The 26245-nt window shown below is 73.5% G+C and carries 16 protein-coding genes; 11 read left to right on the top strand and 5 right to left on the bottom strand.

The genetic code is table 11. From position 1 onward, the window contains the following. Positions 1-164: 164 nt before the first annotated feature. Positions 165-1172, bottom strand: coding sequence for a zinc-dependent alcohol dehydrogenase family protein (locus AB0J58_RS09585; RefSeq protein WP_364212601.1), 1008 nt, complete (start codon positions 1170-1172; stop codon positions 165-167). Positions 1173-1183: 11 nt separating this feature from the next. After that, positions 1184-1858 carry a pyridoxamine 5'-phosphate oxidase family protein gene (locus tag AB0J58_RS09590; protein ID WP_364212604.1) on the bottom strand — a complete coding sequence of 225 codons (675 nt, stop codon included), beginning with the start codon at positions 1856-1858 and terminating at the stop codon, positions 1184-1186. Positions 1859-2153: 295 nt separating this feature from the next. On the opposite strand from AB0J58_RS09590, the gene AB0J58_RS09595 reads away from it, so the two are divergent. From AB0J58_RS09595 to AB0J58_RS09605, 3 genes are read left to right on the top strand one after another with little or no spacing between them, the layout of a single operon-like run. Then, entirely contained in the window at positions 2154-3539 is a 1386-nt protein-coding gene (locus tag AB0J58_RS09595; protein WP_364212607.1) for a cytochrome ubiquinol oxidase subunit I, read from the top strand. A 21-nt stretch (positions 3540-3560) separates the two neighbouring features. Next, positions 3561-4556: a cytochrome d ubiquinol oxidase subunit II gene (gene cydB, locus AB0J58_RS09600; RefSeq protein WP_364212610.1), complete on the top strand. Its 996-nt coding sequence runs from the start codon at positions 3561-3563 to the stop codon at positions 4554-4556. Between the two features lie 32 nt (positions 4557-4588). Beyond that, on the top strand, positions 4589-5356 hold the full coding sequence (locus AB0J58_RS09605) for a sugar phosphate isomerase/epimerase family protein (protein ID WP_364212613.1): 768 nt from the start codon (positions 4589-4591) through the stop codon (positions 5354-5356). Between the two features lie 2 nt (positions 5357-5358). Here the strand turns inward: AB0J58_RS09605 and AB0J58_RS09610 are convergent, their stop codons facing one another. The 3 genes from AB0J58_RS09610 to AB0J58_RS09620 form a co-directional block, all read right to left on the bottom strand. Beyond that, complete coding sequence (locus AB0J58_RS09610) at positions 5359-5937, bottom strand: HAD-IA family hydrolase (RefSeq protein WP_364212616.1); 579 nt, start codon at positions 5935-5937, stop codon at positions 5359-5361. Positions 5938-6064: 127 nt separating this feature from the next. After that, positions 6065-6619 (bottom strand): hypothetical protein, encoded by a 555-nt coding sequence (locus AB0J58_RS09615; protein WP_364212619.1) that lies wholly within the window; start codon positions 6617-6619, stop codon positions 6065-6067. Beyond that, positions 6616-6993, bottom strand: a complete 378-nt coding sequence (locus AB0J58_RS09620) for an alpha/beta fold hydrolase (protein WP_364212622.1) — start codon at positions 6991-6993, stop codon at positions 6616-6618. Before AB0J58_RS09620 ends, AB0J58_RS09615 begins: the two co-directional genes overlap by 4 nt. Positions 6994-7221: 228 nt before the next feature. On the opposite strand from AB0J58_RS09620, the gene AB0J58_RS09625 reads away from it, so the two are divergent. The 8 genes from AB0J58_RS09625 (at position 7222) to AB0J58_RS09660 (ending at position 26207) form a co-directional block, all read left to right on the top strand. Further along, entirely contained in the window at positions 7222-8100 is an 879-nt protein-coding gene (locus AB0J58_RS09625; protein ID WP_364212625.1) for a DUF4132 domain-containing protein, read from the top strand. Next, entirely contained in the window at positions 8097-13085 is a 4989-nt protein-coding gene (locus tag AB0J58_RS09630) for a DNA-binding protein (protein ID WP_364212628.1), read from the top strand. Before AB0J58_RS09625 ends, AB0J58_RS09630 begins: the two co-directional genes overlap by 4 nt. 139 nt (positions 13086-13224) lie before the next feature. Further along, positions 13225-14412, top strand: coding sequence for an AAA family ATPase (locus AB0J58_RS09635; RefSeq protein WP_364212631.1), 1188 nt, complete (start codon positions 13225-13227; stop codon positions 14410-14412). Further along, on the top strand, positions 14409-18092 hold the full coding sequence (locus AB0J58_RS09640) for a DUF5682 family protein (protein WP_364212634.1): 3684 nt from the start codon (positions 14409-14411) through the stop codon (positions 18090-18092). The genes AB0J58_RS09635 and AB0J58_RS09640 overlap by 4 nt, the downstream gene beginning before the upstream one ends. Next, complete coding sequence (locus AB0J58_RS09645; protein ID WP_364212637.1) at positions 18089-20071, top strand: hypothetical protein; 1983 nt, start codon at positions 18089-18091, stop codon at positions 20069-20071. The genes AB0J58_RS09640 and AB0J58_RS09645 overlap by 4 nt, the downstream gene beginning before the upstream one ends. A gap of 123 nt (positions 20072-20194) precedes the next feature. Next, positions 20195-20623, top strand: a complete 429-nt coding sequence (locus AB0J58_RS09650; RefSeq protein WP_343976874.1) for a nitroreductase family deazaflavin-dependent oxidoreductase — start codon at positions 20195-20197, stop codon at positions 20621-20623. A gap of 266 nt (positions 20624-20889) precedes the next feature. After that, positions 20890-22299: a helix-turn-helix transcriptional regulator gene (locus AB0J58_RS09655; protein WP_364212640.1), complete on the top strand. Its 1410-nt coding sequence runs from the start codon at positions 20890-20892 to the stop codon at positions 22297-22299. A 500-nt stretch (positions 22300-22799) separates the two neighbouring features. Then, positions 22800-26207 carry a hypothetical protein gene (locus AB0J58_RS09660; protein ID WP_364212643.1) on the top strand — a complete coding sequence of 1136 codons (3408 nt, stop codon included), beginning with the start codon at positions 22800-22802 and terminating at the stop codon, positions 26205-26207. Positions 26208-26245: the final 38 nt, after the last annotated feature.

Here is a 26245-nt window from a genome sequence, read left to right on the forward strand (position 1 = left end):
GCTTTCCAGGTGGCCGGCGCGCCGCTGTGGGCCGACCGCACGGAGCGGGCCGGCCGTGCGAGGCCGGTGGGCAGGAGTTCGCCGGCTTCCGTGGCCCTGACGGCTCGCGGGCGCGGCACGGATCCGACGCCGGCAACGGGGTGGAGCGGCGATCACCTCCCCGGTCAGGGGGCCGAGACCGTCAGGACGGCGGCGCCCTCGACCCGGTCGGCGGCCAGGTCGGCCAGGGCCCGGTCGGCCTCGGCCAGGGGGTAGGGCACCGTGGTCACCCGGGGCGGGTGGACCATGGCGAGCTCCAGGTAGGCCCGGCCGTCGGCCCGGGTGTTGGCGGTGACGCTGCGCAGGGTGCGCTCCTGGAACAGGTGGCGCTGGTAGGTCAGCGGCGGGATGTCGCTGAGATGGATGCCCGCCACCGCGAGGGTGCCGCCCCGGTCCAGCGCGGCCAGCGCGACCGGTACCAGCTCGCCCACCGGGGCGAACAGGATCGCCGAGTCCAGCGGCTCGGGCGGGGCGTCCGCGGCGTCGCCCGCCGAGGCCGCGCCCAGCGTCATGGCCAGTTCCCTGGCTCTGGCCGAACGGGTCAGCACGTGTACCGTCGCGCCCTGGGCGATGGCGATCTGCGCGGTCAGATGCGCCGAGGCGCCGAAGCCGTAGATGCCCAGGCGCCCGCCGGGAGGAAGGTCGCTGCGGAGCAGCGCGCGGTAGCCGATGATCCCGGCGCACAGCAGCGGTGCCAGCTTCTCCGCCGGCGTCTCCGGCGGCAGCGGGTAGGCGAAGTCCTCGGGAACGGTCAGGTATTCGGCATAGCCGCCGTCGGCGTCCCAGCCGGTGTAGGTCGAGCGAGGACAGAGGTTCTCCGAGCCACGCAGGCAGTAGCGGCAGTGACCGCAGGTCGAGCGGAGCCAGGCCGCGCCCACCCGGGCGCCCGGCGACAGCCGTCCGGCGCCGGGACCGGCGGCCACCACCCGGCCCACGGCCTCGTGGCCGGGGGTGGTCCTCGGACGGCGTGGCCGCAGGTCGCCCTCGGCGAGATGCAGGTCGGTACGGCAGACCGCGCAGACCTCGACACGGACCAGCACCTCGCCGGGCCCGGGGGAGGGGACCGGGACGCGGACCTGACGCAGGGGGCGCGAGAGGATCGGCCCCGGGTGGGTGACGACCCAGGCGTCCATCTCCGCGGGGATCACAGGCCGTGCCGGATGCGCCGGCCGCTGACCTCGGTGGCGGTGATCCTCACGTACAGCTCCCGCTCGCCTCCCGCCCACGGCCGGACGCCCAGCGCCGCCAGGGCGGCCCGGTCCTTCTCGGAGGAGACGTGCTGGATCCCGCCGCGCACCAGCACGCTCCAGCCCTCGTGGCAGGCGTCGTCGATCCGGTCGACCTCGAAGGCGACCTTGCACTCGACCCCCCGGATCCCGGTGCGCAGGGAGGCGTCGAGCGGACCGCCGAAGGCGGTGCGGAAGATCACCGAATCGCCGTGCAGGGCGTAGTTGACCGGAAGGATCACCGGACCGTCGGCCTCCTCGAAGGCGATCCTGCCCACCCCTCCGGGGGTGATGAGCCGCAGGCACTCGTCCCGGTCGAGCTTCTCCAGCACGGGGTGACCCGTTGCCGGGCCGTGACCGGGCGGCAGGTCGGTGTACTTGCCGAGCAGTTCCTCGGGCCTGGTGTCCAGGGCGGTGGCCACCCGGTTCACGGTGCCGGTGTTCGGTGAGGCCGCGGACTCCTCCAGGTAGGCGAGATAACCGGGATCGATTCCGGCCCGCCTCGCCAACTCCTCCCGGCTGAAGCCGAGATCCTCGCGTCGTCTGGCGATCCGGCGGCCAAGGTCGCCCGGCGCCGATCTGCGTCCGGTCATGGGTTTCTCCCACCGAGAAGATCGATGTCGCTGCGAGTCCGGGGCTCCTCCGGCTCCGCGTTCCTCGATCGGCATCACCTGAGGCTTCCCCCGCGGCCACACGCCCCTAACCCGCCACCTCACCTGCGGAGACCTCGCCGCCGTCCGTGATCTTCCATGGCGAGGGCCATAAGTCCCGGACGCGGGGGCGAGGGGGCGGGACCAAGGTCCCTCCGATCAGGGCCCGGCGGCCCTATGTGGCAAACCCCCCTAATCGGAATCCTTGCGGAGATATCACTCGTGAGACGGAGCATCGATGGACGTCTTGGACCTGTCGCGCTGGCAGTTCGGGATTACGACGGTCTACCACTTCCTGTTCGTGCCGCTGACGATCGGTCTGTCGGTACTCGTCGCAGGATTCCAGACCGCCTGGCACCGTACAGGCAATCCCACCTACCTGCGGATGACGAAGTTCTGGGGACGTCTGTTCCTGATCAACTTCGCGATGGGGGTGGTCACCGGCATCGTGCAGGAATTCCAGTTCGGGATGAACTGGAGTGACTACTCCCGCTTCGTCGGTGACGTGTTCGGCGCGCCGCTGGCGATGGAGGGACTGATGGCCTTCTTCCTGGAGTCCACCTTCCTCGGACTATGGATCTTCGGTTGGGAGCGGCTGTCGCCCAGGGTCCACCTGGCCACGATCTGGATCGCCGCGATCGGCACCAACCTGTCGGCCTATTTCATCCTCGCCGCCAACTCCTGGATGCAGCACCCGGTCGGCTACCGCCTCAACCCCGAGACCGGCCGCGCGGAGCTCACCGACATCTGGGCGGTGCTCACCAACTCCACCACCCTGGTCACCTTCCCGCACGTGCTGTTCGGCGCGTTCGTCGCCGCCGGAACGTTCGTCGCCGGAGTGAGCGCCTGGCAGCTGCTCAGGAAGAGGCACGTGGAGCTCTTCCGCGTCTCGGCGCGGGTGGCCATGGCCGTCACCCTGGTCGCCGCGATCGGGGTGTCCTTCTCCGGGCACTGGCAGGCGCAGATCATGACCGAGCAGCAGCCGATGAAGATGGCCGCCGCCGAGGCGCTGTGGGAGGACGAGACCTCCGCCGGCTTCTCGATATTCGCCGTCGGCGATGTCGAGAACGGGCGCAACCACATCAACCTGCAGATCCCCTACGGTCTCAGCCTGCTGTCCACCAACACGCTGGACGGCGAGGTGGAGGGCATCAACGACATCCAGGCCCGCTACGAGAGCATCTACGGCCCCGGCGACTACCGGCCGGTGGTCGGCCTGGCCTACTGGTCCTTCCGGTTGATGATCGGCTTCGGCATGCTGGCCGCGCTCCTGGCCCTGGCCGGGCTCTGGTTCACCCGCCGCGGCCGGCTCCCCGCCGGCGCCTGGTTCCACCGGATCGCCATCGCCGGCATCGCGCTGCCCTTCCTGGCCAACTCGCTGGGGTGGATCTTCACCGAGATGGGCCGCCAGCCCTGGACCGTCTTCGGGCTGATGCGTACCGCGGCCGCCGTCTCACCGGGCGTCGACGTCACCGAGGTCGCGATCACCCTGGTCGGCTTCACCCTTCTCTACGCGGTGCTCGCGGCGATCGAGGTCCGGCTGCTCCTCAAGTTCATCCGCCTCGGCCCCGAGGACGAGACCGAGAAGCCTTCCGAAGACACCGCCCCCGCGCTCTCCTACTGAGGCACCGACCAAGGAACCCCCATGGAACTCACCACCGTCTGGTTCGTGCTCATCGCCGTGCTGTGGACCGGCTACTTCGTCCTGGAGGGATTCGACTTCGGCGTCGGCATCCTGCTGCCGTTGCTGGGCAGGGACGAGGCCGACCGCAGGACCGTCCTGGCCACCATCGGGCCGGTCTGGGACGGCAACGAGGTCTGGCTGCTGGTCGCCGGAGGAGCCACGTTCGCCGCCTTCCCCGAGTGGTACGCGACCCTGTTCAGCGGGTTCTACCTGCCGCTGTTCCTCATCCTCGTCGCGCTCATCCTGCGTGGCGTGGCCATCGAGTACCGAAACAAGAGCGAAAGCTCCCGAGGCTGGGACCGCACGCTGTTCATCGGATCGCTGCTCCCCGCCTTCCTGTGGGGCGTGGCCTTCGCCAACATCGTCCGGGGCGTCCCGCTGGACGCCGACCACGAGTACACCGGGACGCTGCTCACCCTGCTCAACCCGTACGCGCTGCTGGGTGGCCTGGCCACGCTCTCGCTGTTCGTGCTGCACGGCGCGCTCTTCCTGACCCTGCGCACCGACGGCGACCTGCGCGCCCGCTCGGCCGTCATGGCGAAGAGGCTCGCCGTGGTCACCCTGGTCGTGGGCGGAGCCTTTCTGGCCGCCACCCAGCTCAGCGGCGGCAGGCCCGCCACCTGGGCGAGCGCCGCGCTGGCCGCCGCCGGGATCGCGGGCGCGCTGCTCGCCACCCTGCGCGGTCGCGACGGCTGGGCCTTCACCGCCAACGCGGTGGCCGTCGTCGCCATCACGGTCACCCTCTTCGGTAACCTCTGGCCCGACGTGATGCCCGCACTGGACCCGGCCAACAGCCTGAACGTCGACAACGCCGCATCCAGCCCGTACACGCTCACGGTGATGACGTGGGTCGCCGTCGTCTTCACCCCGCTCGTCCTCGCCTACCAGGGCTGGACCTACTGGGTCTTCCGCCGCCGTCTGACCCGCACCGACCACGGCGGCGCCCACGTGGTCTAGCGTCTACGACGACCGTTCTCCAAGGGGGCTCGATGCGGTTGGCGTTCAGCACGCTCGGCATGCCGGGGCAGGGTCTCGCGCGGGCCGTCGAGACGGCCGTGGCGTACGGGTGCGCCGGGCTCGAACTCCGCCTCCACCCCGATACCGGGGTCCACGCCGGGCTCTCCCCGGCGCGGCGGGCGGAGGTACGCGCGGCCGTCGGGGCGGCCCGGCTGGAGATCTCCGCCCTCGCGGGATACGTCGGGATCGCCGTGACCGGCCCGGACGAGCCCGTGGTACGGGAACTCCGCGAGGACCTGGTCCTCGCCGCGGACCTGGGCGCTCCCGCCGTGCGGGTCTTTCCCGGCGGGCAGGACCTCGAGGCGGGGGCGCGGCGGCTGCGCGCGGTCGCGGACCTGTGCGCCGAGTCCGGGGTGCGGGTGCTGGTGGAGACCCACGACGCCATGCCGACCGGTGCCGCGGTCGGACGGCTGCTGGATGCCGCGAGTGTGCCCGAGACCGCGGGCGCGCTGTGGGACGTGCTGCACCCGTGGCGCCACGGCGAGGCGCCCGCCGGCACCCTGGCGGCGCTGGGTGATCACCTCGCGTACGTGCAGATCAAGGACGCGGTCTCGGCGGAAGACACCACTCCGGTGCCGTTGTGGGCGGGAGGGGTTCCCCTCGACGGGTGCGGTGATCTGCTGCGCGGCTTCGGCGGCTGGGTCTGTCTGGAATGGGAACGCGCCTGGTACCCGCAGGTGGCGCCGGTGGAGGAGATCCTTCCCGGCGCCCGCGAGTGGGTGGCGCGCTTCTCGGCCTGACCTCAGCCCCGATGCCACGAGGACGGTCGCGCCGGATGGAGGACGGCGTTGATACCGAGCGCCGCCGCGGCGCGGACGTTGACCGCCCGGTCGTCGAGGAAGGTGACGTCACCGGGGGCGGCGTCGAGCCGGCGCAGGACCTGCTCGAAGACGGCGGCATCCGGCTTGGAGAGGGCCAGCCGGCAGCTGTAGAAGCGATGGGTGAACGCCGCGGACCACGGCGCGTCGTCGATGGCCGCCGCCAGCGACTCGGGGGCGTTGGACAGCAGGACGAGCCTGTGGCGCCCGGCGAACCCCTCGATCGCGCGCAGGGTATCGGGGTCGAGGTGGGACCAGCTCGCGGTGTCCGCCGCGTCGAGCCTGGCCACGAGGGGATCGCCGTCGTCGAGCGTCCGGCCGAGGACCTCGCTCCAGTACGCGTGGGGGGCCTGGCCGAGGTCGTAGGCGTCGCGGTGCCGCCAGTAGCGGTCACGGAAGGTCGCGAGGTCCTGGCCGGCGAGCTCCGCCATGGCCGCTATCTCGCCGGCGGGCTGTGGCCTGGAGATGACCTCGCCGTAGTCAAGCAGCATCCATGTGGTCACGGGCTCTCCTCGTTGTGGGCCGGCACCGGCGTGCCCGGCACCTCTCCAGCCTGCCCGGTGCGCCGGGGCGGAGAGGCACTTCCGGGCCGGAAGTCCCGGATTTCTCGGGCGGTCGCGGTTCGGCGCCTCAGCCGGTGACGATCGTCAGGTCGGCGCGGGCACGGACGTCGTCGCGGGTGTGGAACCTCTCCTCCTGGGCCGCCCAGCGCTCCCAGTGCGGGGCGTAGAGATCGCCGTCGCGTTCCAGCGCGCGGGTCTTGCGCACCTCGTCGGCCGCCTCCACCCAGAGCAGGCCGCTCAGGTACGGCGCGGCGGCCAGCGCGCCGGAGCCGGTGCCGTCGACGACCAGGGTCCCGGTGGCCGGAACCTCGTGCCACTCGGCGTATGCGCCGTCCACCCAGTCGTAGCGTCGCCATCGTGCGGGCCGGTTCAGGCTCAGCGGCAGCAGGATCCACTCGACCAGCGCGTCGACCCCGCCCAGCAGGCCGTCCCACCCCGGGTAGAGGTCGTCCATCCGTACGACGGGAGCGGCCGGCTCCGCGGCCACGGCGGTGGCGAGGGTGGACTTCCCCGACCCCGAGCGCCCCTCGACGGCCAGGACACGGGTGTGCCCCGCCCGGGCGGGGCGGGCGCGCAGCCAGGCGGAGATCCGCGGCGCGTGGCCGTGCACGGCCGGCGTCATCGCGGGTCACCCCGGTGGTCACCCCGGTCCGGCGGGCCGATGAAGCGCGCCGAGGAACTCCGCCGGCGCGGAGGTCGTCTCCACCGGCCGCGCCAGTGGCGGCAGGTGACCCGTCCGTGGCAGGTCCAACCGGCGTGCCGCCGCGCCGCCCGCTCCACCCCGAGCGTGTCGAGCACCGCCGGCAGGTCCTCGTGGCGCGCGAACTCACCGGCCGCGTCGCCGGACTCGCCGTACCCGCGCCAGTCGTAGCGGATCACCCGGTGGCGCGCCGACAATGCCAGGAACTGGTGCTGCCACATCCGCCGGTCGGCCATCCCCGCGTGCGCGAACAGCACCGCGGGACCGGAGCCCGCCTCGTCGTACGCAAGTTCCACGCCGTCTCGTCGAATCGTCGCCACCCCGGCAACCTACCGAGTGGACACCATTCCTGGAACGTGTGTTCGCCGTCGACGAAGCGTCGCAGGGGTGCCCGCGCGACGGCCGGGCCGTACACCGGGTTCGGGTTTGTCGGTCAGGGGCGTTAGCGTTCCGCGCATCACGGTCGCGGGTGAGGAGATCCCCGCGGACGTCGGCAATCCGTGCGTGGTGAGAGGCGGGATCCTTTGGGCTGGCTGGCGGCGGGCGACGGGTACGAGGTCGCTCTTGTGGAGGGCCGGGTGGCGGCGAGGGCCACCTCCGGTCGCGCGGCGGGACGACGGCTGAAGTCGCTGCCCAAACAGGTGCGTGAGCATCCCGAGGTCGAGCGGCTGCGCCGCCTGGCCGAATGGCTCGACCGGCACGAGGCCGCCTGCGTGGCGCGGGTGGACGCCTGGATGGTGTCGTCCCTGCCCGTTCCCACCGAGCTGGTGGCCCGGGTGTGGCCGGACGAGGCGTGGCGGTCGGTGCTGCGCGACCTGGTGGTGGTCGGTGACGACGAGGTGGGTTTCCTGCGGGACGTCACCGACTCCGGCGAGCTGCGGGTCGTGAACCTGGACGGCGAGACCGTCCGGCTGTCCCCGGAGACGGTGACCCTGCCGCATCCGGTGCTGTTGCCGGATCTGGAGGAGCTGAGAGAGTTCGCCGCGGAGCTGGGCGTGACCCAGCGCGTCGAGCAGATCCACCGGGCGACCTGGGGCAGGCCGGTCGATTTCGTGGAGCCGGGAAAGCCGGGGGAGAAGGCCGCGGAGGTGAAGGAGTTCGCCGGGGGAAGGTTCGCCTCCCGGTTCGGTCTCGCCGCCCGCGCCACCTCGCTCGGCTACCGCGTTTCCGGTGGCTACGCCACCTGTGTGGTGCGCGACGAGGGGCGGAGCGCCGAGGCCTCCGTCTGGATCGGCGAGCCCTACTGGGACGGCGAGACCGAGACGGGCGACCTGACCTGGCGCGACCGGGAGGGCAGGCGGCTGCCGTCGCGGGAGGTCGGTCCGGTGGCCTGGTCGGAGGGAATGCGCATGGCCGCGGCGCTGTACGCCGGCCGCGACGTCGAGAAGGGAACGAACGCGTGAGCCACACCACGTCGTCGCCGGGCACCCCGGCGAGTCAGCCGCCCGGGGAGCCGGAGCGGGCCGAGGTCACGGAAGCGGCCATGATCCGGGAGCTGCTGGAGGCCGGGGCGGTCCTGCCGTCCGGCGTGAGCGGGGGCGGTGAGCGGGCGGTGCCGTTGACCGCGCGCGCCTACCGGCACCCCGGGCTGGCGGAGCGGGTGGTGGTGCGTCTGGTCGCCGAGGAGCTGGGCGCCGCGGAGGATGCCGCGGCCCGCTTCCTCGGGCTGGAGCCGGACGGCGAGCCGGTCGTCGTCGGGGTGGGCCTGCGGCGCTCGCTCGGGTTCCCCGAGTGGGTGCTCGTGCATCACCCGCAGGACGGTCACCACGCGCTCGCCCTGGTGCCGGAGCTGGACCGCGCGGGCAGGCAGGTGAAGTCCAAGCCGAAGGCCGCCCTCGACGCCTACCAGCGGCTCGCCACGCAGCTGGCCGGGGCCGTCCCGCACTTCCTGCCGACGTTCCTCGAACAGGCGGGCCGGGTGTTCCTCTCGGTGGAGAACACCGCCTATGCGGCGCAGCTGTTCACCCAGGCGCGCAGGGCAGAGGCGGAACACGGACTGCCCGTCGACGAGGACCGGCTTGACGCGGTGTTCCTGGAGTTCGCACTCGCGGGAGCCCTGCCGGTCAAGGCCCTGTCGGCGTACGCGAAGGAGTTGGCGGGCCGGGTGCCGGCCGGCGAGGCCCTGCGCAGGGTCCGCCGGCTGTGTGTGCGCCGCACGGCGGCCGGGCTGTCGCCGTCCGCGCAGATGGCCGCCGAACTGCGTCGCCTGGCCAGGGCCGCCGGGCGCGACGCGGACGCCGAGGAGCAGGAGTACCTGGCGGACCTGCTCGGCCTGCCCGCCACCTCAGGGGCGCCGCTGGGCTGGTGGAAGGCACATCGCCCCGCCTTGGTGGCCCTCGCCCGCAGGGAGCCCGCGATCCGCGGGACGCTGCTGAACATGATGCCCGTCAACGGTGACGGCGAGATGCCCGCCCTCTGGCTGGAGATGCTGGAGGACTCGGGAGCCGTCGCGGGCCTGGGCGCGGACGAGGTGCCCGAGCGGGAGCGCTCCGCCGACGGCACAGCGGGCTGGCTCGGACGTTTCCTGGGCATCTGGAATCCGGGGCGGCGGTCCGGCCCGCGGCTGCCGGGCCTGTACACGCTGGTCGAGCGGGTGGCGGGACGGCTGCGTACCGAGCTCGCCGGCACGGGCGGGGCCGTGCCCTTCAAGCCGGAACCCGACCTGCTCGACCTGCTGCTGTCGCTGGAGGTCCCGGTCGCCGATCCGGGCGACGGCGTGGGTCTCCTGCTGGAGTTCTGGGCCGGGAAGGAAGAGGGGCGCGACCTGCTCGCGCTGGCCGCCGACCCGCGCTTCCGGCCCGCGTTCCAGTACGCCGCCTACAGGTTCTACGACGACACCGACGGGCGGCGCGCCGTGCGCCGCCTGGCGGCGTCCCCCGGCGGCCGGACGATGCTGGCCGACTGGGTGGGCGAGGTAGCCCGGCGCTCGGTCGCCACCGGCCTGCCGCAGCTGCCCGACGCGCTCAAACGGCTCACCTGGTTGCCCGGTGAGGCGCTGGCCCTCGCGAGGGAGGAGGTCGCCGAGGCGGCCCGTGCCGACCTCGCCGCCGAGCTCGCCAGGACCCTGCGCGGCGGACTCCTCGACGAGCTGGGCTGGCCGGCCTGGGAGGACGCGGTCGCCGATCTCACCGGCCCCAAGGGGGTGCGCGAGATCGAGGTCGCCGACGCCTGGCCGAACCTGATCGTCTCGGGTCCCTCCCAGGTCAGGGTGATCGGCCCGGAGGGGACCGTGCTCACCCACGACCTGCGCCCCGCCCCGGACGGCACCTGGGGAGACCCCGGCTTCCACCACGTGGACGGCGAGTTGCTCGTCTACTGGCACACCTACGGCGCGGGCGGCGAACTGCGCGGATACTGGCACTCCTCGGCGGGCACGACCCTGACGCTGGAGGGGACGGACAACAGGTGGATGCCGGGCGCCGACACGGTCACCCTGCCGCTGCCCGGCGGCGGCAGGGCCACGGGTGCCGGAGTGCTGCACCCGGGTGACACCACGGTGCCCGGCAGGCGCACGCTGATCGGGGACGGGACCTCGTTCTGGACCTGGGACGGAGACGTCGAACACTGGCGCGAGCACGACCCGTCCGGCATGGCCGACGGCAGGCTGAGCATGCCCGGCTTCCTCGCCGACGCGCTGAACTCGGCACCGGTGGGCAGCACCTTCCACGGCGGCTGGGTGCTGCCCTTCGCGGGAGAGGCGGCCCCGGCCGGAGTCCCGGTGAGCGGACTGCTCGGCTGGCGGACGGTCCGGCTGCCCGACGGGTCGCTACGCGGTGAGGACCTGGCCGGTCGCACCGTCACCCTGCGCGGCGGCCAGGACGGCCCCGGGCGACCGTCGCACGCGGTAACGTTCCCCGGCGACGACCGGCCGCGTGCCCTTGTCAAGGACTACCGCGAGATCAAGCTCGTCGACCTTGAAGGCGCCGTCGTCGCGACGGCCTCCGAGGAGCAGGCGCCCGGCCCCTTCGCGGAGGGCACCGCGCTGCTGCCGCCCCCGCGTTACTGGCACCTCATGCGGGCCCGCGACCCGGAGGGCTCGCTGGCCCTGCGCGGGATCGACAGGGAGACGGCGGCGGCCCTGCTGAAGGCCGCGAGCTCCCTCGACTCCGCGCGGCTCGCGCACCCCACCCAGCCGGGACAGACGCCGGGAGCCGGACGCCCGGCCCGCGAGGAGCTGTGCGAGCTGGTCCGCACGCTGCTGCCGGGACTCACCCACGGCGCGCTGATCGCCGGAGTCGCCGGGGTGACGGCGTTCGCCGCCGCACAGCAGGCGACTCTGGACGCGGCGGCGGCCAGGCTCGCCGGCGCCCTCACCGGCGGGCAGGCGGAGCAGGAGCCGGACGGCCCCGATGACCAGCTGTTCATCGAGGCGCTCAACGGCCTCGGCGCCTCGGCCGACCACTGGTCGCGAGGAGAGCAGTCCCGAGGGGTCCTCCGGCAACTGCGGACGATCGGCCGCGAGCGGCTGGATCCCTCTGGCCCGGCCGTCCGCCTCCATCTGGACGGCCAGGAGCTCGCGCAGTCCCGGCTGGGCTGGGAGCCACTGCTCCGCCACTCGGCCGCGATCGCCTACCGGGCGGCGTCGGCGCTCGAACCCGAGCGGGCGGAGGCGCTGCGAAGGCTGCTCTCCGAGATCGACGCGCTCGGACTGGTCTCCGCGGCCGAGCCCACCCCGTGGCGCCGGCTCGTGGCGCACCTGGAGAGCGGCTGGCTCGACGACGCCAGGGACAGCTGGTACGACAGCCTCTGGCGCGGAGTGCTTCCGCTGGAGGGAGGCGCCTTCATCGCCTTCCTGAAGGCCGACCCGGAGAGCGACGGCTGTACCTTCACGGGACTCTTCCACGACCCGGCCGGCCGCTTCGAAACCCCTCACCCCTACACCGTGCGCTCCCTGGGCCCGGTCGGCGAGGCCAGGCAGCCGGGCTGGCTCGGGGAGTTCCTCGGGGAACTCCTCGGACGCGGTCCCGCGCCCTGGCGGGTGAAGGACGCCGAGGAGTTCGCGCGGCTCACCGGGGTGACCACGACGACCGCCAGGCTGATCGTCGCCGGGCTGCCGTACGTGGACACCTACCAGCGCAACTTCCTGCCCGCCGAGGTGCGGGCCGCGCTCGGCCTGAAGGCGGCGGAGGCCGCCGTCGCCAAGGACGAACTGCGCCGGCTGGACGCCGCCGTCCGGCGCGAGGTCGTCGCCGCGCTGCTGCCCGAGAACCCGGCCGCGCTGTGGACCGAAGGCCCGGACGTCGCCGCCGCCGCGCGGGTGTGGAACGACAGGGTGGGACGGCGCGCCGCCGTCCCGGAGTGGCTTCTCGGCGAGGCGGCCCGCGCGGTGCGCACCGGATGGGAGCCCGGCCGGGCGCTGCCCGCCCTGCTCGACCCGGCCTCGGCGCCGGAGCTCGGCACGGACCTGCGATGGCGGGTGAAGGGCGACCGCGTCTCCCCGGTCGACGGCGCCGGCACCGGGTTCACCGAGTCCACGCTGGTCTCCACGGTCGCGTTGACCGCGTGGCTGGCCCACCGGCTGCCCTCGGGCGATGCCGTGCGGGCCGCGCTGCCCGCTGTGCTGGCCGTGCTCTCCGACCGGCTGGCGAACCCCGAGCTCCTGCTCGACCTGGGCCGCTACGTCGACCTTCCCGGATTCAGGAAGATCGCCGGAGCCCCCACCGAAGTCGCCGAGGGCTGGGAGCGCTACGGCGCGGTGGTCATGGCCACCTACGACAACCAGCCTTCGCCGGGCCTGCGTACCGCCCTGCTCGACGCCTCGGGGAGCGACCCCTACCTGCCCGCCCTGCGGGCCCTGACCGGTGACCAGGGGCAGCCGTTCCCGGTCGAGACGGCACTGCGCACCGTTCGCGACCCGCGTTTCGAGGCGCTACTCGCCGACCCCGGAGACCCCGTGGCGGGGGAGCGCGCGGCCGACGGCACCTGGTGGCCGCAGGATCCCTCCCGCTCCGTGCCCGCGCTGCTCTCCGAGGCCGCGACGCGGTACGGGCTGGGTCAGGACGCCGCCGCGCTCTACCTGGCGCTGCTCGCGATGCCGGACCCCACGGACAAGAACGTCACCCGGTGGACCGGATGGAAGCCCGCGCGGTTCAAGGCGGCCCGCGCCGAGCTGGCCGGCACCGACCTGGTGGTCGAGGCCGGCCGCGCCCGAGCCGGTCGTTCACTCTTCCTGCCGGGAGCCTGGACGGACCTCAGGACCCCGAACCTCCCGCTCGAACGGTGGAAACTCCCCATGCTCGACCTGCTCGACGCGGAGAGCGCGCCGCTCGGCGTGGTCGTTCCCATAGAACCCGCCGCCGACCTCTACGCCAGGGCGTGGCAGCGGGTCCGCGACGGCGACATTCCCCGATTCGAGGAACTCCGGGTGCGGCGCGGCAGGCGCCGCTGAGCGGGGGCGGGCCCCGCCCCCGCGGATCGCTCACCGGAAACCACCGGTTCCCAACGGACCGGCCGGCTGGAACGCGCCTGGGATCGCCCTGTGCGTTCCAGCCGGCCGGGCAGCACGACAGACAGAAGGATCTTCCCCGATGACCATGACCGAACAGACGGTTTCCCCGGCTCCCTCCGGCCGGCAGACGCTACCGGCGGAGGAACGGCACGCCGCCGAGCTCGCCTTCCTCGCCGCCCACGACGACGGCCCCCGGCCCCCCGGCTGGTCGCTGACCCCGCGCGCGGTCGTCACGTTCGTCTGCGGCAGCGAGGGGCAGGCCCTCGAACCGCCCAGATCCCGGCAGCCGAGTAAGGACGAAGGCTCCGCCTTGCCCGCCCGGCTCGTCATCGCCCCCAAGTTCGTCGGCGAGCGCTCCCTGGTGGAACGCTGCGTGGTCACCCTCGCCGGTGAGCGCGGCCTGCTGCTGGTCGGCGAGCCGGGTACCGCCAAGTCGATGCTGTCCGAGCTGCTCGCCGCCGCCGTCTGCGGCACGAGCGCGCTCACCGTGCAGGGCACCGCGGGCACCAGCGAGGACGCCTTCCGTTACGGCTGGAACTACGCCCTGCTCCTGGCTCAGGGGCCGAGCCGCCAGGCGCTGGTCGACTCCCCGGTGCTGTCCGCCATGCGATCCGGGCGGGTCGTCCGGATCGAGGAGATCACCCGCTGCCTGCCCGAGGTGCAGGACGCCTTGGTGTCGATCCTGTCCGACCGTCGTCTCAGCGTGCCCGAACTCGCCGGCACGCCCGACGCGCTGACCTCGGCGGCCCCGGGCTTCACCGTGATCGCCACGGCCAACCTGCGCGACCGGGGGGTCTCGGAGATGTCGGCGGCGCTCAAGCGCCGGTTCAACTTCGAGACGGTCGCCCCCATCGCCGACCCCGCCGCCGAGGCCGCTCTGGTGCGCGGACAGGCCACCGCCGTGGTGCGCCGGGCCGGCGCGGCCTTCGGCGTCGACGACGCCGTGCTGGACGCCCTGGTCACCGTCTTCCGGGACCTGCGCTCCGGCCGCTCGGCCGAGGGCTGGGACGTGGAACGGCCGGGGACCGTGATGTCCACCGCCGAGGCGGTGCAGGTGGCGGCCTCCCTCGGGGTGGCGGCGGCCTATCTCCCCGGCGGGGACGTCCTCGACCTGATGCCCGGTCACCTGCTCGGTGTGGTTCGCAAGGACGACCCGGCCGACCACGCGCGACTGCTCGGCTACTGGGACGGCCCGGTGCGACGCCGCGCCGAGGACGGTTCCGCGATGTGGCGTCGCCTCTGGGACCTGCGGGAGAACCTGCGTTGACAGGCGACCGGCAGAGGAGTGCTCAGAGCGCGAGGGATGCGCATATCCGGAAAACGACGGCTCAGGGTTCCGAGGTCTCGGATGCGGCCCCGCGGCAGGACGGCACCGGGGCGGAGACCGGCCACCATCCCCGGGAGGCGGTCGACGCGCTGGCCGGGGCCACGCGGCCCTACCTGCTCGGCGTGCGCCACCACAGCCCCGCGCTGGCGGCGGCGGTTCCGGCACTGCTCGCCGCCGCCGGAGCGGAGGTGGTCTGCGTCGAGCTGCCCGCCGACTTCCAGCCGTGGTTGGTCCACCTGGCGGATCCGGCCACCCTCGCACCGGTCGCCCTGGCCGGGACACGCGGCGACGGGCGGCTCGGGTTCTACCCGTTCGCCGACTTCTCGCCGGAGCTGGCCGCCGTTCGCTGGGCGCGTGAACGCGGGGCCGAGGTGCTCTGCTGCGACCTTCCGATCTCCGACCCCGGCTGGTCGGAGAGTGACCGGGCCCGGCCGGACGCGACGGAGGCGCCGCGGGCCAGGACCTTCGCCGACGCTCTCACCGCCTCGGTCACGGGCCGGGAGGGGGACGACATGTGGGACCGCGCAGTCGAGGTGCTCGCCCCCGGCTGCCCGCCCGAGGCGGTACGCCGGGCGGCGCTGGGTGTCGGCTGGGCGCTGCGACAGGACGCGGAGGCCTCGGGCGGAGTGCCGCCCGGTGACCTGGTCCGCGAGGCGCACATGCGCGGAGTACTCGCCGGGGCCGCCGCCGGCGGCCGGCGGGTCGCCGCCGTGATCGGCGCTTTCCACGCCCCCGCCCTGCTCGCTCCCGACCGGGCGGACCCGGGGCGGCGCACCGGCGCTCCCGACGCGCCGGCGGCCAAGGATCCCTCGCCCGCCATGTCCCTCGTCCCGTACGCCTTCGACCTGCTCGACTCCAGGTCCGGCTACCCGGCGGGCATCCGTGACCCGCGCTGGCAGCAGGCGGTTCTCGCCGCGGGCGGCGACCCCGGAAAGGTCAGGGACGCCGCCGCCCGTACGATCACCGAGCTCTGCCGCGAACTGCGCGCCGCTGGGCACACGGCGGGCACCGGCGAGGCCGTGGAGACGCTTCGGCTGGCCTGCGACCTGGCCCGGTTGCGCGGCCTGCCCGCGCCGGGGCGCGGCGAGCTGCTGGAGGCGGTGACGACGGTGCTCGGCCAGGGCGAACCTCTCGGGCGCGGCCGGGCGCTCGCCCGCGCCCTTGAGACGGTGCTCGTCGGCACCGAGCGCGGCAGGATCGCGCCGGGCACGCCCCGTTCCGGGCTCGGCCCCGCGGTCGAGGCCGAACTGGCGGAGCTGCGGCTGCCCCACCCAGGTGATCCGGATCCCCGAGAGATCCGTCTCGACCCGCTCCGCTCCGATCTTGACCGCCGCCGTGAGATCCTGCTGCAACGCCTGCTGGTGTGCGGAACCGGGTACGGTCGGCAGGCCGAGGTGGCGGGCACGGGTGACGCGACGGCACTCACCACCCGCTGGTCGCTCTCCTGGACCCCCTCGGTCGCCGCACTGCTGGACCTGGCGGGCGTCCGAGGCGTCACCGCGGCTCTGGCAGCCGCGGGGACGCTGCGCGAGACCTTCCGCGGGGAGTCCGCCGAGGGCGGCCCCACCTGCTCGGCGATTCTCACGGGGCTGCGGGCCGCGGCCGTCTGCGATCTGCGGGACCTGGTCGCGGACCGCATCGAGGACGCCGCCGCCGTGCTCCCCGCCACCGCGGGGCTGCCCGACCTGCTCGGGGCCCTCGACCTGCTGGAGGCGCTGCGCCGCGAGCATCTTCCAGGAACCACACCGGAGAGCCGGAAGCGGGCCGCGGAGCTGTTCGGCACCCTGCTGGAGGCCGCCGTACGGTCCCTGCCAGGGCTGGCCGGAAGTGACCGGCCCGAGGACGCGACCGCCCTGACAGCGCTCGCCACCCGCTCCGCCGAGCACCGGCTCGGCCTGCGTCTCGACGACGCGCTGAGCACTCTCACGCGCACCGGCTCACCGCTCGTCCAGGGAGCCGCGCTCGCGGCCCGGATCCTGCTCGACCTGGACGCGCCCGGCACCCTCGGGGTCAGAATCGCGGGATGGGTCGACGGTGCCACGGGTACGGAGGGCCGCCACCGTCTGTCCCGCGCGATCGCCGGCCTGCTGGTCGCCGCGGGCCCGCTCCTGGAGTCGGCCGCCGAGGCTCTCGACCCGCTGCTCGACCGCGTCGACGGTCTCAGCGACCAGGACTTCCTGGACCGTCTTCCCGCACTGCGCGGTGGTTTCGACACGCTCACCCCGGCGGCACGGGACCGGTTGCTGCGAGCCGTGACCGACCGTCTCGGCGACCGGCTCGACCTGGCGTTGAGCGCCCCGTCCGAGATCCTGGCCCTCTGGACCGCCGCGGATGTCGCCGGGCTGACCGCGCTGAAAACCCTGCGATTCCGCGTACCCGGTCTCTTTCCGCCGGGCGAGGCGGTCACGGTCGCCGGGGAGCCGGACCTTTCGGCCGTGCCTGCGGAAAGGACGGAGCCGGTGCTCCCTGCCGTGCCCGCGGCGGAGCGGGAGGCCGCCTCGCGGCGCCTCGCTCCGGCCGATCGGTGGCGGCTGCTCCTCGGCAGGGAGTCCGGGCGGCTGCCCGCCGACGCCAGGCGTTACGCGCACGCCCTGGACGAGCTGTACGGGATGGGAAGGGGAGAGGGGGCAGCCGACTTCGGGCCCGGCGGCGACTGCGGCGGGCAGGGCGTGTCCTTTCCCTCCGCCCGCGAGTGGGCAGCGGAGCTCGACGCCCTGTTCGGAACCGAGGTGCGGGAGGAGGTGCTGGCCCGTGCGGCCGACAGCGGGCGGACCGACGTACTGTCCGAGCTCGACCCCGACACGGTACGCCCGTCGATCGAGCTGCTGACCTCTGTCCTGTCCCTGGCGGGCGGGCTGCCCGAGCAGCGGCTGGCCCGGCTCCGTCCGCTGGTCCGCCGCCTGGTCGCCGAGCTGGCCAGGGAGCTGACCACCCGGATGCGCCCGGCGCTCGCCGGCCTGGCGACGCCGCGCCCCACCCGCCGCCCCGGCGGCCGGCTCAACCTGCCCGCCACGCTCCGGGCCAACCTGGCGCACACCCGCAGGACCGGCGACGGCAGGTTTCTCGTCGTCCCGGAGCGGCCGGTCTTCAGCACGCGGGTACGCGACGAGGCCGACTGGCGGCTGGTCTTCGTGGTCGACGTCTCAGGCTCGATGGAGGCCTCGGTGGTCTGGTCCGCGCTGACCGCGGCCGTCCTGGGAGGCGTTCCCACCCTCTCCACCCATTTCCTGGCCTTCTCCACCCAGGTGATCGACCTGACCGGCCGGGTCGCCGATCCGCTGTCACTGCTGCTCGACGTGCGGGTCGGCGGCGGCACCCACATCGCCGCCGGGCTCGCCCACGCGCGCTCCCTGGTCACCGTGCCGAGTCGCACGCTCGTCGTGGTGGTCAGCGACTTCGAGGAGGGCTATCCGCTCGGAGGGCTGCTCGGCGAGGTCCGCTCCCTCGTCTCCTCCGGCGTGCACCTGCTGGGCTGCGCCGCCCTGGACGACACCGGGGCCCCGCGCTACTCGGTGCCCGTCGCGCGGCAGCTCGTCGCGGCCGGGATGCCCGTCGCGGCACTCAGTCCGCTCGCCCTCGCCCGCTGGGTGGGCGACCGCCTCCGAGGAGAGAACCGTTGAACCTGCCAGTCCCCGCCTCCCCGGCAGGGCAACTGCCACCGGTGGAGCCGCACGTGGTCGCCTCGGCGGTGGAGGAGCTCACTCCCAGGCTGCGGAGGAGACTCGACGCGGCGATCGAGCGCTGCGCCGGGCTTGCCGTCACCGCCTCGGGGCGGACCGTCTCCATCAGCTGGGGCGAGGACGCGGTGGTCACCCTCAGCCCGGGGCCTTCGGGCAGGATCGCCGACCCCGATGCGGTCCGGTGCGGCTGTCTGCTCGCGCCCCGCTGCCTGCATCGCGCCGCCGTACTGAGCGTCTGCCCGGTCGCGGAAGCCGACCTGCCGGCGACCGCCGAGCCGGTCGCCGACGCGTCATCCGGTTCGGACGCGGGGGCGGGCGCGCCCCTCGACCCGGTTCCCGGCCAGGAAACCGCACAGAACACGACCGGGAGAGCCGTCCGGGAGGCCGGGCCCGGACCCAGGCAGATGGCCGCCGCGGCCGGGTTGTGGGACGCCGCTGCCGCGGTGCTCACGGGCGGGGTGCCCGGTGCCGGAGCGGTACCCCAGGCGGAGCTGCTCCGCGCGGCTCACACCGCCAGGCTGGCGGGCCTGCACAGGGCCGAGGCCGCCGCCCTGCGCGTCGTGCGCGGTCTGCGTGCGGCTCGCGCACGCCATGACGGCCACCGCCTGGCCGACCTGGTCTCCGCGCTCCGGGAACTTCTGCTGACCGCGGGCAGGCTCGCCGCGGCCGACCCCGATCCAGCCCTGGTGGGAACCGCGCGCCGCGCCTACCGGCAAGGCGGGGCACTGAAGGTGTACGGGGTCTGCCGGGAACCGGTGATCAGCGCCACCGGCTACGGAGGGGTGGTCACCCACCTCGTCGCCGAGGACGGCCGCTGGTTCTCCATCGCCGACGTCAGGCCCGGAGGATCGGCGCGTGCCCGTGGTGCCGCCACCGCCACGGTCGCGCTCGGCGCCGCAGCTCTCGACCACGCAGGGCTGGCCAGAGGAGGACTGCTGATCTCCGGCGCGGAGATCTCCCCTGAGGGCCGTCTCGGCGCGGGTCGCGGCGTGCGGGCCAACCCCGTCGCCGGTCTGTCCTGGTCGGCCTCGCCGCTGGCGGCACTGTTCGCCAGGCCGCTCGCCGAGACCGCCGGCGTGATGTTCTCCGGGGACCCCTGGGACGGTCCGCGGGACGGAGGGGGAGCGGGGCAGCCGGTCGGATGCGACCTGGTGATCGTCGGTGCCGAGGGAGACCGGGTACTCGCCCGCGAGCTGACGCCCCGTGCGGAGCCGGGTGGCGAAGCGGGTGCGTTTCCCGCGTCCGCCGGACGTTCCGGCGCCGACGGCCCCCTCAGCGGACTGCTGATCCGGCTCGCGCCGGCCGACTCCCATCCCGATCTGGCCCATGTCGCCAACCTGCGGCAGCTCGCGTCCAGGCCGGGGCTGAGGGTACGGGTGATCGGCAGGTTGGACCCCGACAGGGCCGCCACCCTGCGCCCGCTCGCGATCGGGCCGGTTCCCGGAGCCGGTCCGACGTTGCGCCTGCCCGCCGAGTGGATGGACCGCGCCGATCTCGGATACGACCGCCTGCGAGGTTCCCACCTCCCGTCTCGCGAGGACTGCCGGCCCCGGGAGGAGGCGGTCGAGGCCGGCCCCGACCCGGTGGCGGCCTCACCTCTGTGGCGGGCGCGCCGCCTGGTGGAGCTGGCCGTCTCCGGTGGCCGGCGGACGGTCGCGGAGTCCGCGCACGGCGACGCCCTCGCCCGGCGGGCCGCGCTCCGCCGCGTGGGCTTCGAGACCGCCGCAGACCTCGCCGACGCGCTCACCGCGGAGGCCGACCGCCGCACCCGCGATGTGTTCGGCCGCCTGGTCGACTCCGGCGGAGACCCGTACGCCTGGACGTGGCTCGCCGCCGCCGTCCATCTCACGGCCACGGAACGGGCACTGGTCCGGGCCTCCTGGCACGACGACCGCGCTACCGGAGAACAGGCCGGATGACATCCGCACCGGGATCCGTGGCGCTCCCCGGTGTTCGGCCGCCCCCGGGTGAACGCCCTGGCGGGTGCGGGCGGGAAGGACCGGATCAAGAAATGTCACCGGTGGCCGATAGCGTTGCGCGGCATGAGCGATGAGATCACCGACTCCCCCACCGGTTGGGTCGCCAAGCACGCCCGCAGGTACGTCGAGTCGAACGGCGCGGAGGGCCACCTCTATCACGGCCGGCCGACACTGCTGCTGACGACGGTCGGCCGCAGGTCCGGGGTGCGCCGGCGCACCCCGCTGATCTACGGCCGTGACGGTGACGCCTACGTGGTCGTCGCCTCCAACGGAGGGGCCGCCGACCACCCGCTGTGGTACCACAACCTGCTGGTCCTGCCCCAGGCCGAGGTGCAGGTGGAAGCCCGGACGTTCACGGCCCTCGCACGGACCGCGACCGCCGAGGAGAAGCCCGCGCTGTGGCGGCAGATGGTCGGCATTCACGCCGAGTACGCCGACTACCAGCGCAGGACCGACCGCGACATCCCGGTGGTGATCCTCACACCCGCCTGAGGTCCCGGACCCGTCACCCGGTCATGACCGCTCGTCCGCGCCGGGGATCTCAGACGGAGTCAGAGACGGGCCACGACCGTCGCGGTCGCGCGCACGGCTGCGATCCGATGGCGGCGCCCAGCGAGGCCGTGAGCTGTTCGTGATCTCATTTGGACCGCGACAATGCTGGCCACAAAGGGCAGTACGATCTACTGTAATTGACAATAAACCGTGCGTAAGGAGTGGGGCGTGGATCTCATCGTGCCGCCGGCGGAACAGGTGTGCTGATGGCCAGTCAAGCAAGCATCGGTGACCGCATCCGCAGATTGCGGTTGAGCAAGCACATGTCCCAGGCGCAGCTGGCCGGGCCCGACCTGTCTGACAGTTATGTTTCGCTCATCGAGTCGGGGAAGCGGAATCCCACTCCGAACGTCACGCGCCTGCTGGCCGAGCGGCTCGGCTGCGGCATCGAGTTCCTGCTCCACGGGATCGAGCCGCACCAGCGCGTCGACACCGGGCTCGCCCTGCGCCACGCCGAACTGGAGTTGTACCACGGGGATCCGGCCGTGGCGGCCGATCGTTTCGCGGAGACGGTCAGGGCCGCGGGTGACGACAACGTCGCTCTCGCCGCGCAGGCGAGGTTCGGCCAGGCTCGTGCGCTGGAGGCCCAGGGGCACACGGCGCAGGCGGTCGAGGCGTACGAGCGGCTTCGCCGCGAGGCCGCGGCGCATCCCGAGCGCCTTGCCGACCTGCCGGTCGTCGTGGCGCTCTGCCGCTGCTACCACCGGGCCGGTGACGCGCTACGCGCCCGGGATCTCGGGCTGAACGCTCTGACGCAGGCCGTTCGGCTCGGGCTCGACCAGGGCGCCCTGGCTCTCGACCTCGCCGTGGTGCTCGCCGAGACGGAGATCGACCTGGCATATGCCGAGCGCGTGCTGTCGGCGTCCGGCGTACCCGAGGCCACAGGCCGCGGTCCGGAGGTTCTCGGCCTGTGGCAGGCCAGCGCGGCCGCGGCGGAGAAGGACTCCGCACTGGCCCTGCGGCTCGCGGAGGACGCCATCGCAGCCGGCCGGTCCACCCGGATGGCCTCCGACTACGCCCGGAGCGCGATGTGCTGGGCGTGGATCACCGCCGCGAGTCCCGAGGGGGCCGGCCTTGACCGGGCGGGCGGGTTCGCCGCCGCCGCGGCCGAGGTCCTCGCGCGCCTGTCACCCGGGGCGGTCGAACACGCCCGGAGCCTGGTCGTGCTCTCCCGCGTGCGGTTGCGCGCCGGTGACCTGGACGCCGCCGCCGACCTGTCGGACCGGGCTCTCGGCCTGCTCACCGGTGTGCGCGGGGCGGTGCCGGCCATGGCGTACGTGGTCCTGGCCGAGCTCGCCTTGGCACGCTCCAAGGACGGCGGCCCGGCGCTGGCGGAGGCGCAGGAGGCGCTCGCCGATCCGGCCACCACGCCGGCCTCCCGCACCGACAGGCAGTCGGCCAGGCTCTGGCGTGAGATCGGCGATCTCTGGGGGCGGGCCGGATCACCGCAGAGGCAGACGAACGCCTATCGCCGGGCGCTCGAGACCGTGGGGGTCCGCTCGCGGCTGGAGACGCCGTCCGGCTTGACGTGGCGTGCGGTGGTGACTTCCGCGACCCCGGCGAGCCCGATGATTTCAGCGCGTCTCGGTGTCTCGGGTGAGTCGAGAACCGGGTGATGTCTTCGCCCTGACGCATTGACGCCCCGCCCCTCTGCCTCTTTGAAAGTGGGCACGCGCCGATGACGGATGGGCGGGGCCGCCTCGTTTCCAGGGATTTCCAGCGCGTTCACGAAAGAGGCGTGAGGGCTCGTCATGCTCCGGACGGCGGGCACGGACGTGAGCCGCAGGGCGACGCGTAACGCCGTGCGGGCAAAAAGGGTGAATAATGGCCGCGTCAGGCTTTCATCCTATTTGTAGCGGATAGACCAGTAGGGGGCGGATCGACGAATGGTGAATCCATAAAAGTCGGTGATGGGAATTGTCGGCACAGCTCAGAGGGGTCGTGAGAAGTGTTGGAGGAGGGCTCCGGCCCTCGGGGCAAGATAGGTGAATGAGGCTTCTCGGTAATTGCGGAGAAATTCTCTGCGTGTTACAGCCTTGAACTTCAGTCTTCCCGGAATAACGTGCATATCGTTATTGTGTGGCGGTCGGTCTGATAGTGGGGCGAGAGGGGCGTAATGGCTGATGTGCTCGTGGTTCCGATGCGTCTGGCGGCGCTCTATCTGAAGGACGAGGTCGGAGTCGTCGAGCCGGTGGACTTCACCCGGCTGCCGTACGTCGATCCCATTACGAAACGGGACGTCCGGCCAGGCACCCCGTACATCAGTGAGGAGATTCTCCCCGACCCCTTCGAGGACCAGGACCTCCTGCTCGGGCCGGGAGTGCACCTGCACTGGTCGCTTCCGGACGCGCTGACCCGGCTCGTCCAGGAGGACGGGAGGACGCGGGTGCCCGCCGTGCCGAACCGGTGGCTGGTGACGCGTCGCCGGGAAGGGGCGTTGGAACGTTCCTGGGTGGTCGAGAGCGACTACCTGGCCGCCCCGGACGAGGCGGACGCGGCCGGGATCGCGTTCCCTGCGACCGACGGCGGCGTCCCGTTTCGCAGGCTAGGCCGGGCCGTGCCCCTTGAGACGTGGCGGCCTGGCCTGCCGGGAGACAGGCTGCCGCAGGTGACGGCGACCGGGCACGGCGATCCCGCCTTCGCGGCCTTCTACCCGGGCTGCCACAGCGTGTTCGGCTTCCACGACACCGACTTCACCGGCTCCCGCCCGCCGAGCGGCACCCAGTACGAGGTCGCGGGCTGGTTCTCGGCCGCCGCGCAGGACACCCTCGCCGGCCTGACCACCGGCTCCGGATGGCGGGCCGCGCTGGCGGACGGGTTCGGCTGGGGCGTCCCGGACGGCAGCGCCCGCCCGGCGTCCACGGTGTGCTACGCGTCGCTGATCTTCAGACCGGACGGCCGGGCCGTCAGCCCGCTGCTGTACGACCAGGACGGCGGCGTGTTCGTCGGCACGAGCGCGACCGAGGCGCTGGCCGCCCACCTCGGGACGGTGCTCGACGGGGTCGCCCCCGACGAGGCCGAGAACCTGCTCGAAGCCCTCGCCTACGCCGACGAGCTGGAGGCCAAGCCGCTCGACGTCGGCGCCAAGCTGGCCGAGGAGCGGCACGCCGACGGCTTCCGGCCGCTGCCCCCGAGACGGCTGTGGACGATCCACCGGGAGGACGTACCGGGCGCGGACGCCGCCACCCGCCAGCGGCGCGAGGCGCTGGCGCTGCCACGCGAGGCCGGCGACCTGCTCAACGGGCTCAACACGGCGCAGGAGGACCTCGACCGTGCCGAGGAGGCGCTGACCGGCCTGCGCGAGCAGCTGTTCGCCGACTGGTACAGGTACATGATCTGCGCCTACCCGAACGCGGGCCTGCGCGAGAGCTACCCCGACCCCGACGAGGTGCGCTCCTACCTCGAACGGCACATCGGCCACCTGGACGAGCGGACCAACCTCCTGAGCCGCCCGAGGGACGCCGTCACCGCGGCCCGTACCGCCCTCGAAACCGCCCTGGCGACGTACAACACCCGGACGGCGGGGCCGTCCGGCGCGACGTTCGTCCTCGGCACCGTCCCGGCGCCGCAGTTCTACCTGCCCGCCGAGCCGGTCGTGCTGCTGACCGGCCAGGTGGCCACGCCCTCCGACCGGCACGGCCAGGACGGCGAGGGCAGCCCGGACGGCCTGCTGCCCTGCCGGGTGCTCGCGGTCGCCGACCCGCGCGACCCCACCGCACTCCAGCGGGAGCTGCCCGCGCTCGGCCTGAAGCCGGACGTCTGGGCGCACAACCCGTGGCACCCGGTGCTCCTGCACTGGGAGGCGGAGTTTCTCGCCATCGGCGGCGGTGACAATCTCGACCCGGACGACCCCGTCTACGCGCCGACGTTCGTCACCGACGGCTACGAGCTGGCCCCCGGCGAGGCGGACCTGCGGACCAGGCCCGGGTACGAGGCCCCGACCCGGGGCGCGAGCGTCTACTCGGGCACCACGGTCCTGTCGCGGAGCGCCGGACCGGTGATGTCGGCACGCATCCTGCGGTACCTGGCGGGCAGCGTCGTCGCCGCCTACAACGAGGCGAACGGGACGACGGTCGAACCCTCCGCCTTCCAGGAGGACCCGGACACGGTCATCACCTGGTACGCCGAGAACGGCGAGGACACCCGTGTCAAGACGATCATCTCGATGTACCGGCACCTGGCCGAGAACGAGGGCGGCAACCTCGCCCAGGTGCTCGGCGGCTTCAACGACGCCCTGCTCATGCGGCGGCTCACCCACCAGCTCCCGATCGCCGACCCGCTCGGCTTCCCCGACTACCAGAGGTTCGCGGCGGAGGTCGCGCGGGCCGTCGGCGAGAACACCCGGCACGCGCCGGAGCCGCTGTCGGGGTTCAACCCGATCCGCGCCGGGGTGATGCGCCTGAACCGGCTGCGGATCGTCGACAACTTCGGGCTGGCCTGCGACATCGACACCGACACCGCGGTCACCACGACGCGGATGCGCGTTCCCGACCGTCCCGGCTGGGCCGCGATGCCGCCGCGGCTGGCCCAGCCGTCCCGGCTGTCGTTCCGCTGGCTGGACTCCGACCACGAACTGCGCGAGATGAACGACGTGCCGGTGACCTCCCCGGTGTGCGGCTGGCTGGTCCCCGACGACCTGGACGACGGCCTCGCCTTCTACGACGGCGACGGTGGCCGGCTCGGCCTGATCACCGCGAGCCCGGAGCCGTCCAACGCGAACCTGGCCCGCTGGCTGCCCTCTCCCGGCAGCACGGTCACCGGCATCGCGGGGATCGGCAACGCGCACCTGCGGGCGGTGGCCACCCGGATCCAGGCGCTCGGCCCGGACGCGTTCGCGGAGTTCCTGTCGAGCCTAGACACGCTGACGGCGGGCGTCGAACCCGAGGACCACAGCCTGGACGTGCTGACCGCCCGGCCGCTCGCCGTCCTGCGGGCCGAACTCGACCTCCAGGTCATGGGGCCGCTCGCCGTCCACCAGGACTGGAACGTCTTCCGGCAGGACATGCGGCGCAGCACCCGCGACTCCAACGGCTACCAGAACGTCGCGCTGCCCGTGCGGGTCGGCGCGGCCGACCGGCTGAACGACGGGCTCATCGGATACTGGATCGAGGGAGCGGCTCCGGCCTCCGGTCTCGGCGGGTTCCTGCCCGTCACGACGGCGCCGCCGCTCACCGTCGGGATCGACCTGCCGCCGTACACGCTCACCCTGCTGGCCGACCCCCGGGCCCCGATCCACGTCACGTCCGGCTTCCTGCCGGGCAAGACGGCCACCCTGCCCGCCGAACAGTACCGCGCCGCGATGGACGCGCTGCGCGTCCCGGAGTTCACCGCACCCGTGCTCGTGGACGGCGACAGCCTGGCGCTGCCCGTGCCGGACGTCCCAGGGCAGCGGTGGAGCTGGCGCGAGCGCACCCCGTCGGCCTGGACCGACAGGCCGCTCGACCCCGTCCACGACGACGCGGGCGCCCCCACCCTGCCGACGGCCCGAGAGGGCTGGCTCACGCTCATCCCGGACACCGAGTAGTTCATCCCCGGCCCCCGAATCCCGGCCCCCGAATCCCG

The sequence above is a fragment of the Streptosporangium sp. NPDC049644 genome, from assembly GCF_040675205.1.
GTDB classification, from domain to species: Bacteria; Actinomycetota; Actinomycetes; order Streptosporangiales; family Streptosporangiaceae; genus Streptosporangium; species Streptosporangium fukuiense.

Coding starts and splice junctions, on each gene's coding strand:
- AB0J58_RS09585 (WP_364212601.1), bottom strand. CDS start 1,172: ATGGACGCCTGGGTCGTCACCCACCCGGGGCCGATCCTCTCGCGCCCC.
- AB0J58_RS09655 (WP_364212640.1), top strand. CDS start 20,890: ATGGCCAGTCAAGCAAGCATCGGTGACCGCATCCGCAGATTGCGGTTG.
- AB0J58_RS09590 (WP_364212604.1), bottom strand. CDS start 1,858: ATGACCGGACGCAGATCGGCGCCGGGCGACCTTGGCCGCCGGATCGCC.
- cydB (WP_364212610.1), top strand. CDS start 3,561: ATGGAACTCACCACCGTCTGGTTCGTGCTCATCGCCGTGCTGTGGACC.
- AB0J58_RS09650 (WP_343976874.1), top strand. CDS start 20,195: ATGAGCGATGAGATCACCGACTCCCCCACCGGTTGGGTCGCCAAGCAC.
- AB0J58_RS09595 (WP_364212607.1), top strand. CDS start 2,154: ATGGACGTCTTGGACCTGTCGCGCTGGCAGTTCGGGATTACGACGGTC.
- AB0J58_RS09635 (WP_364212631.1), top strand. CDS start 13,225: ATGACCATGACCGAACAGACGGTTTCCCCGGCTCCCTCCGGCCGGCAG.
- AB0J58_RS09660 (WP_364212643.1), top strand. CDS start 22,800: ATGGCTGATGTGCTCGTGGTTCCGATGCGTCTGGCGGCGCTCTATCTG.
- AB0J58_RS09615 (WP_364212619.1), bottom strand. CDS start 6,619: ATGACGCCGGCCGTGCACGGCCACGCGCCGCGGATCTCCGCCTGGCTG.
- AB0J58_RS09605 (WP_364212613.1), top strand. CDS start 4,589: ATGCGGTTGGCGTTCAGCACGCTCGGCATGCCGGGGCAGGGTCTCGCG.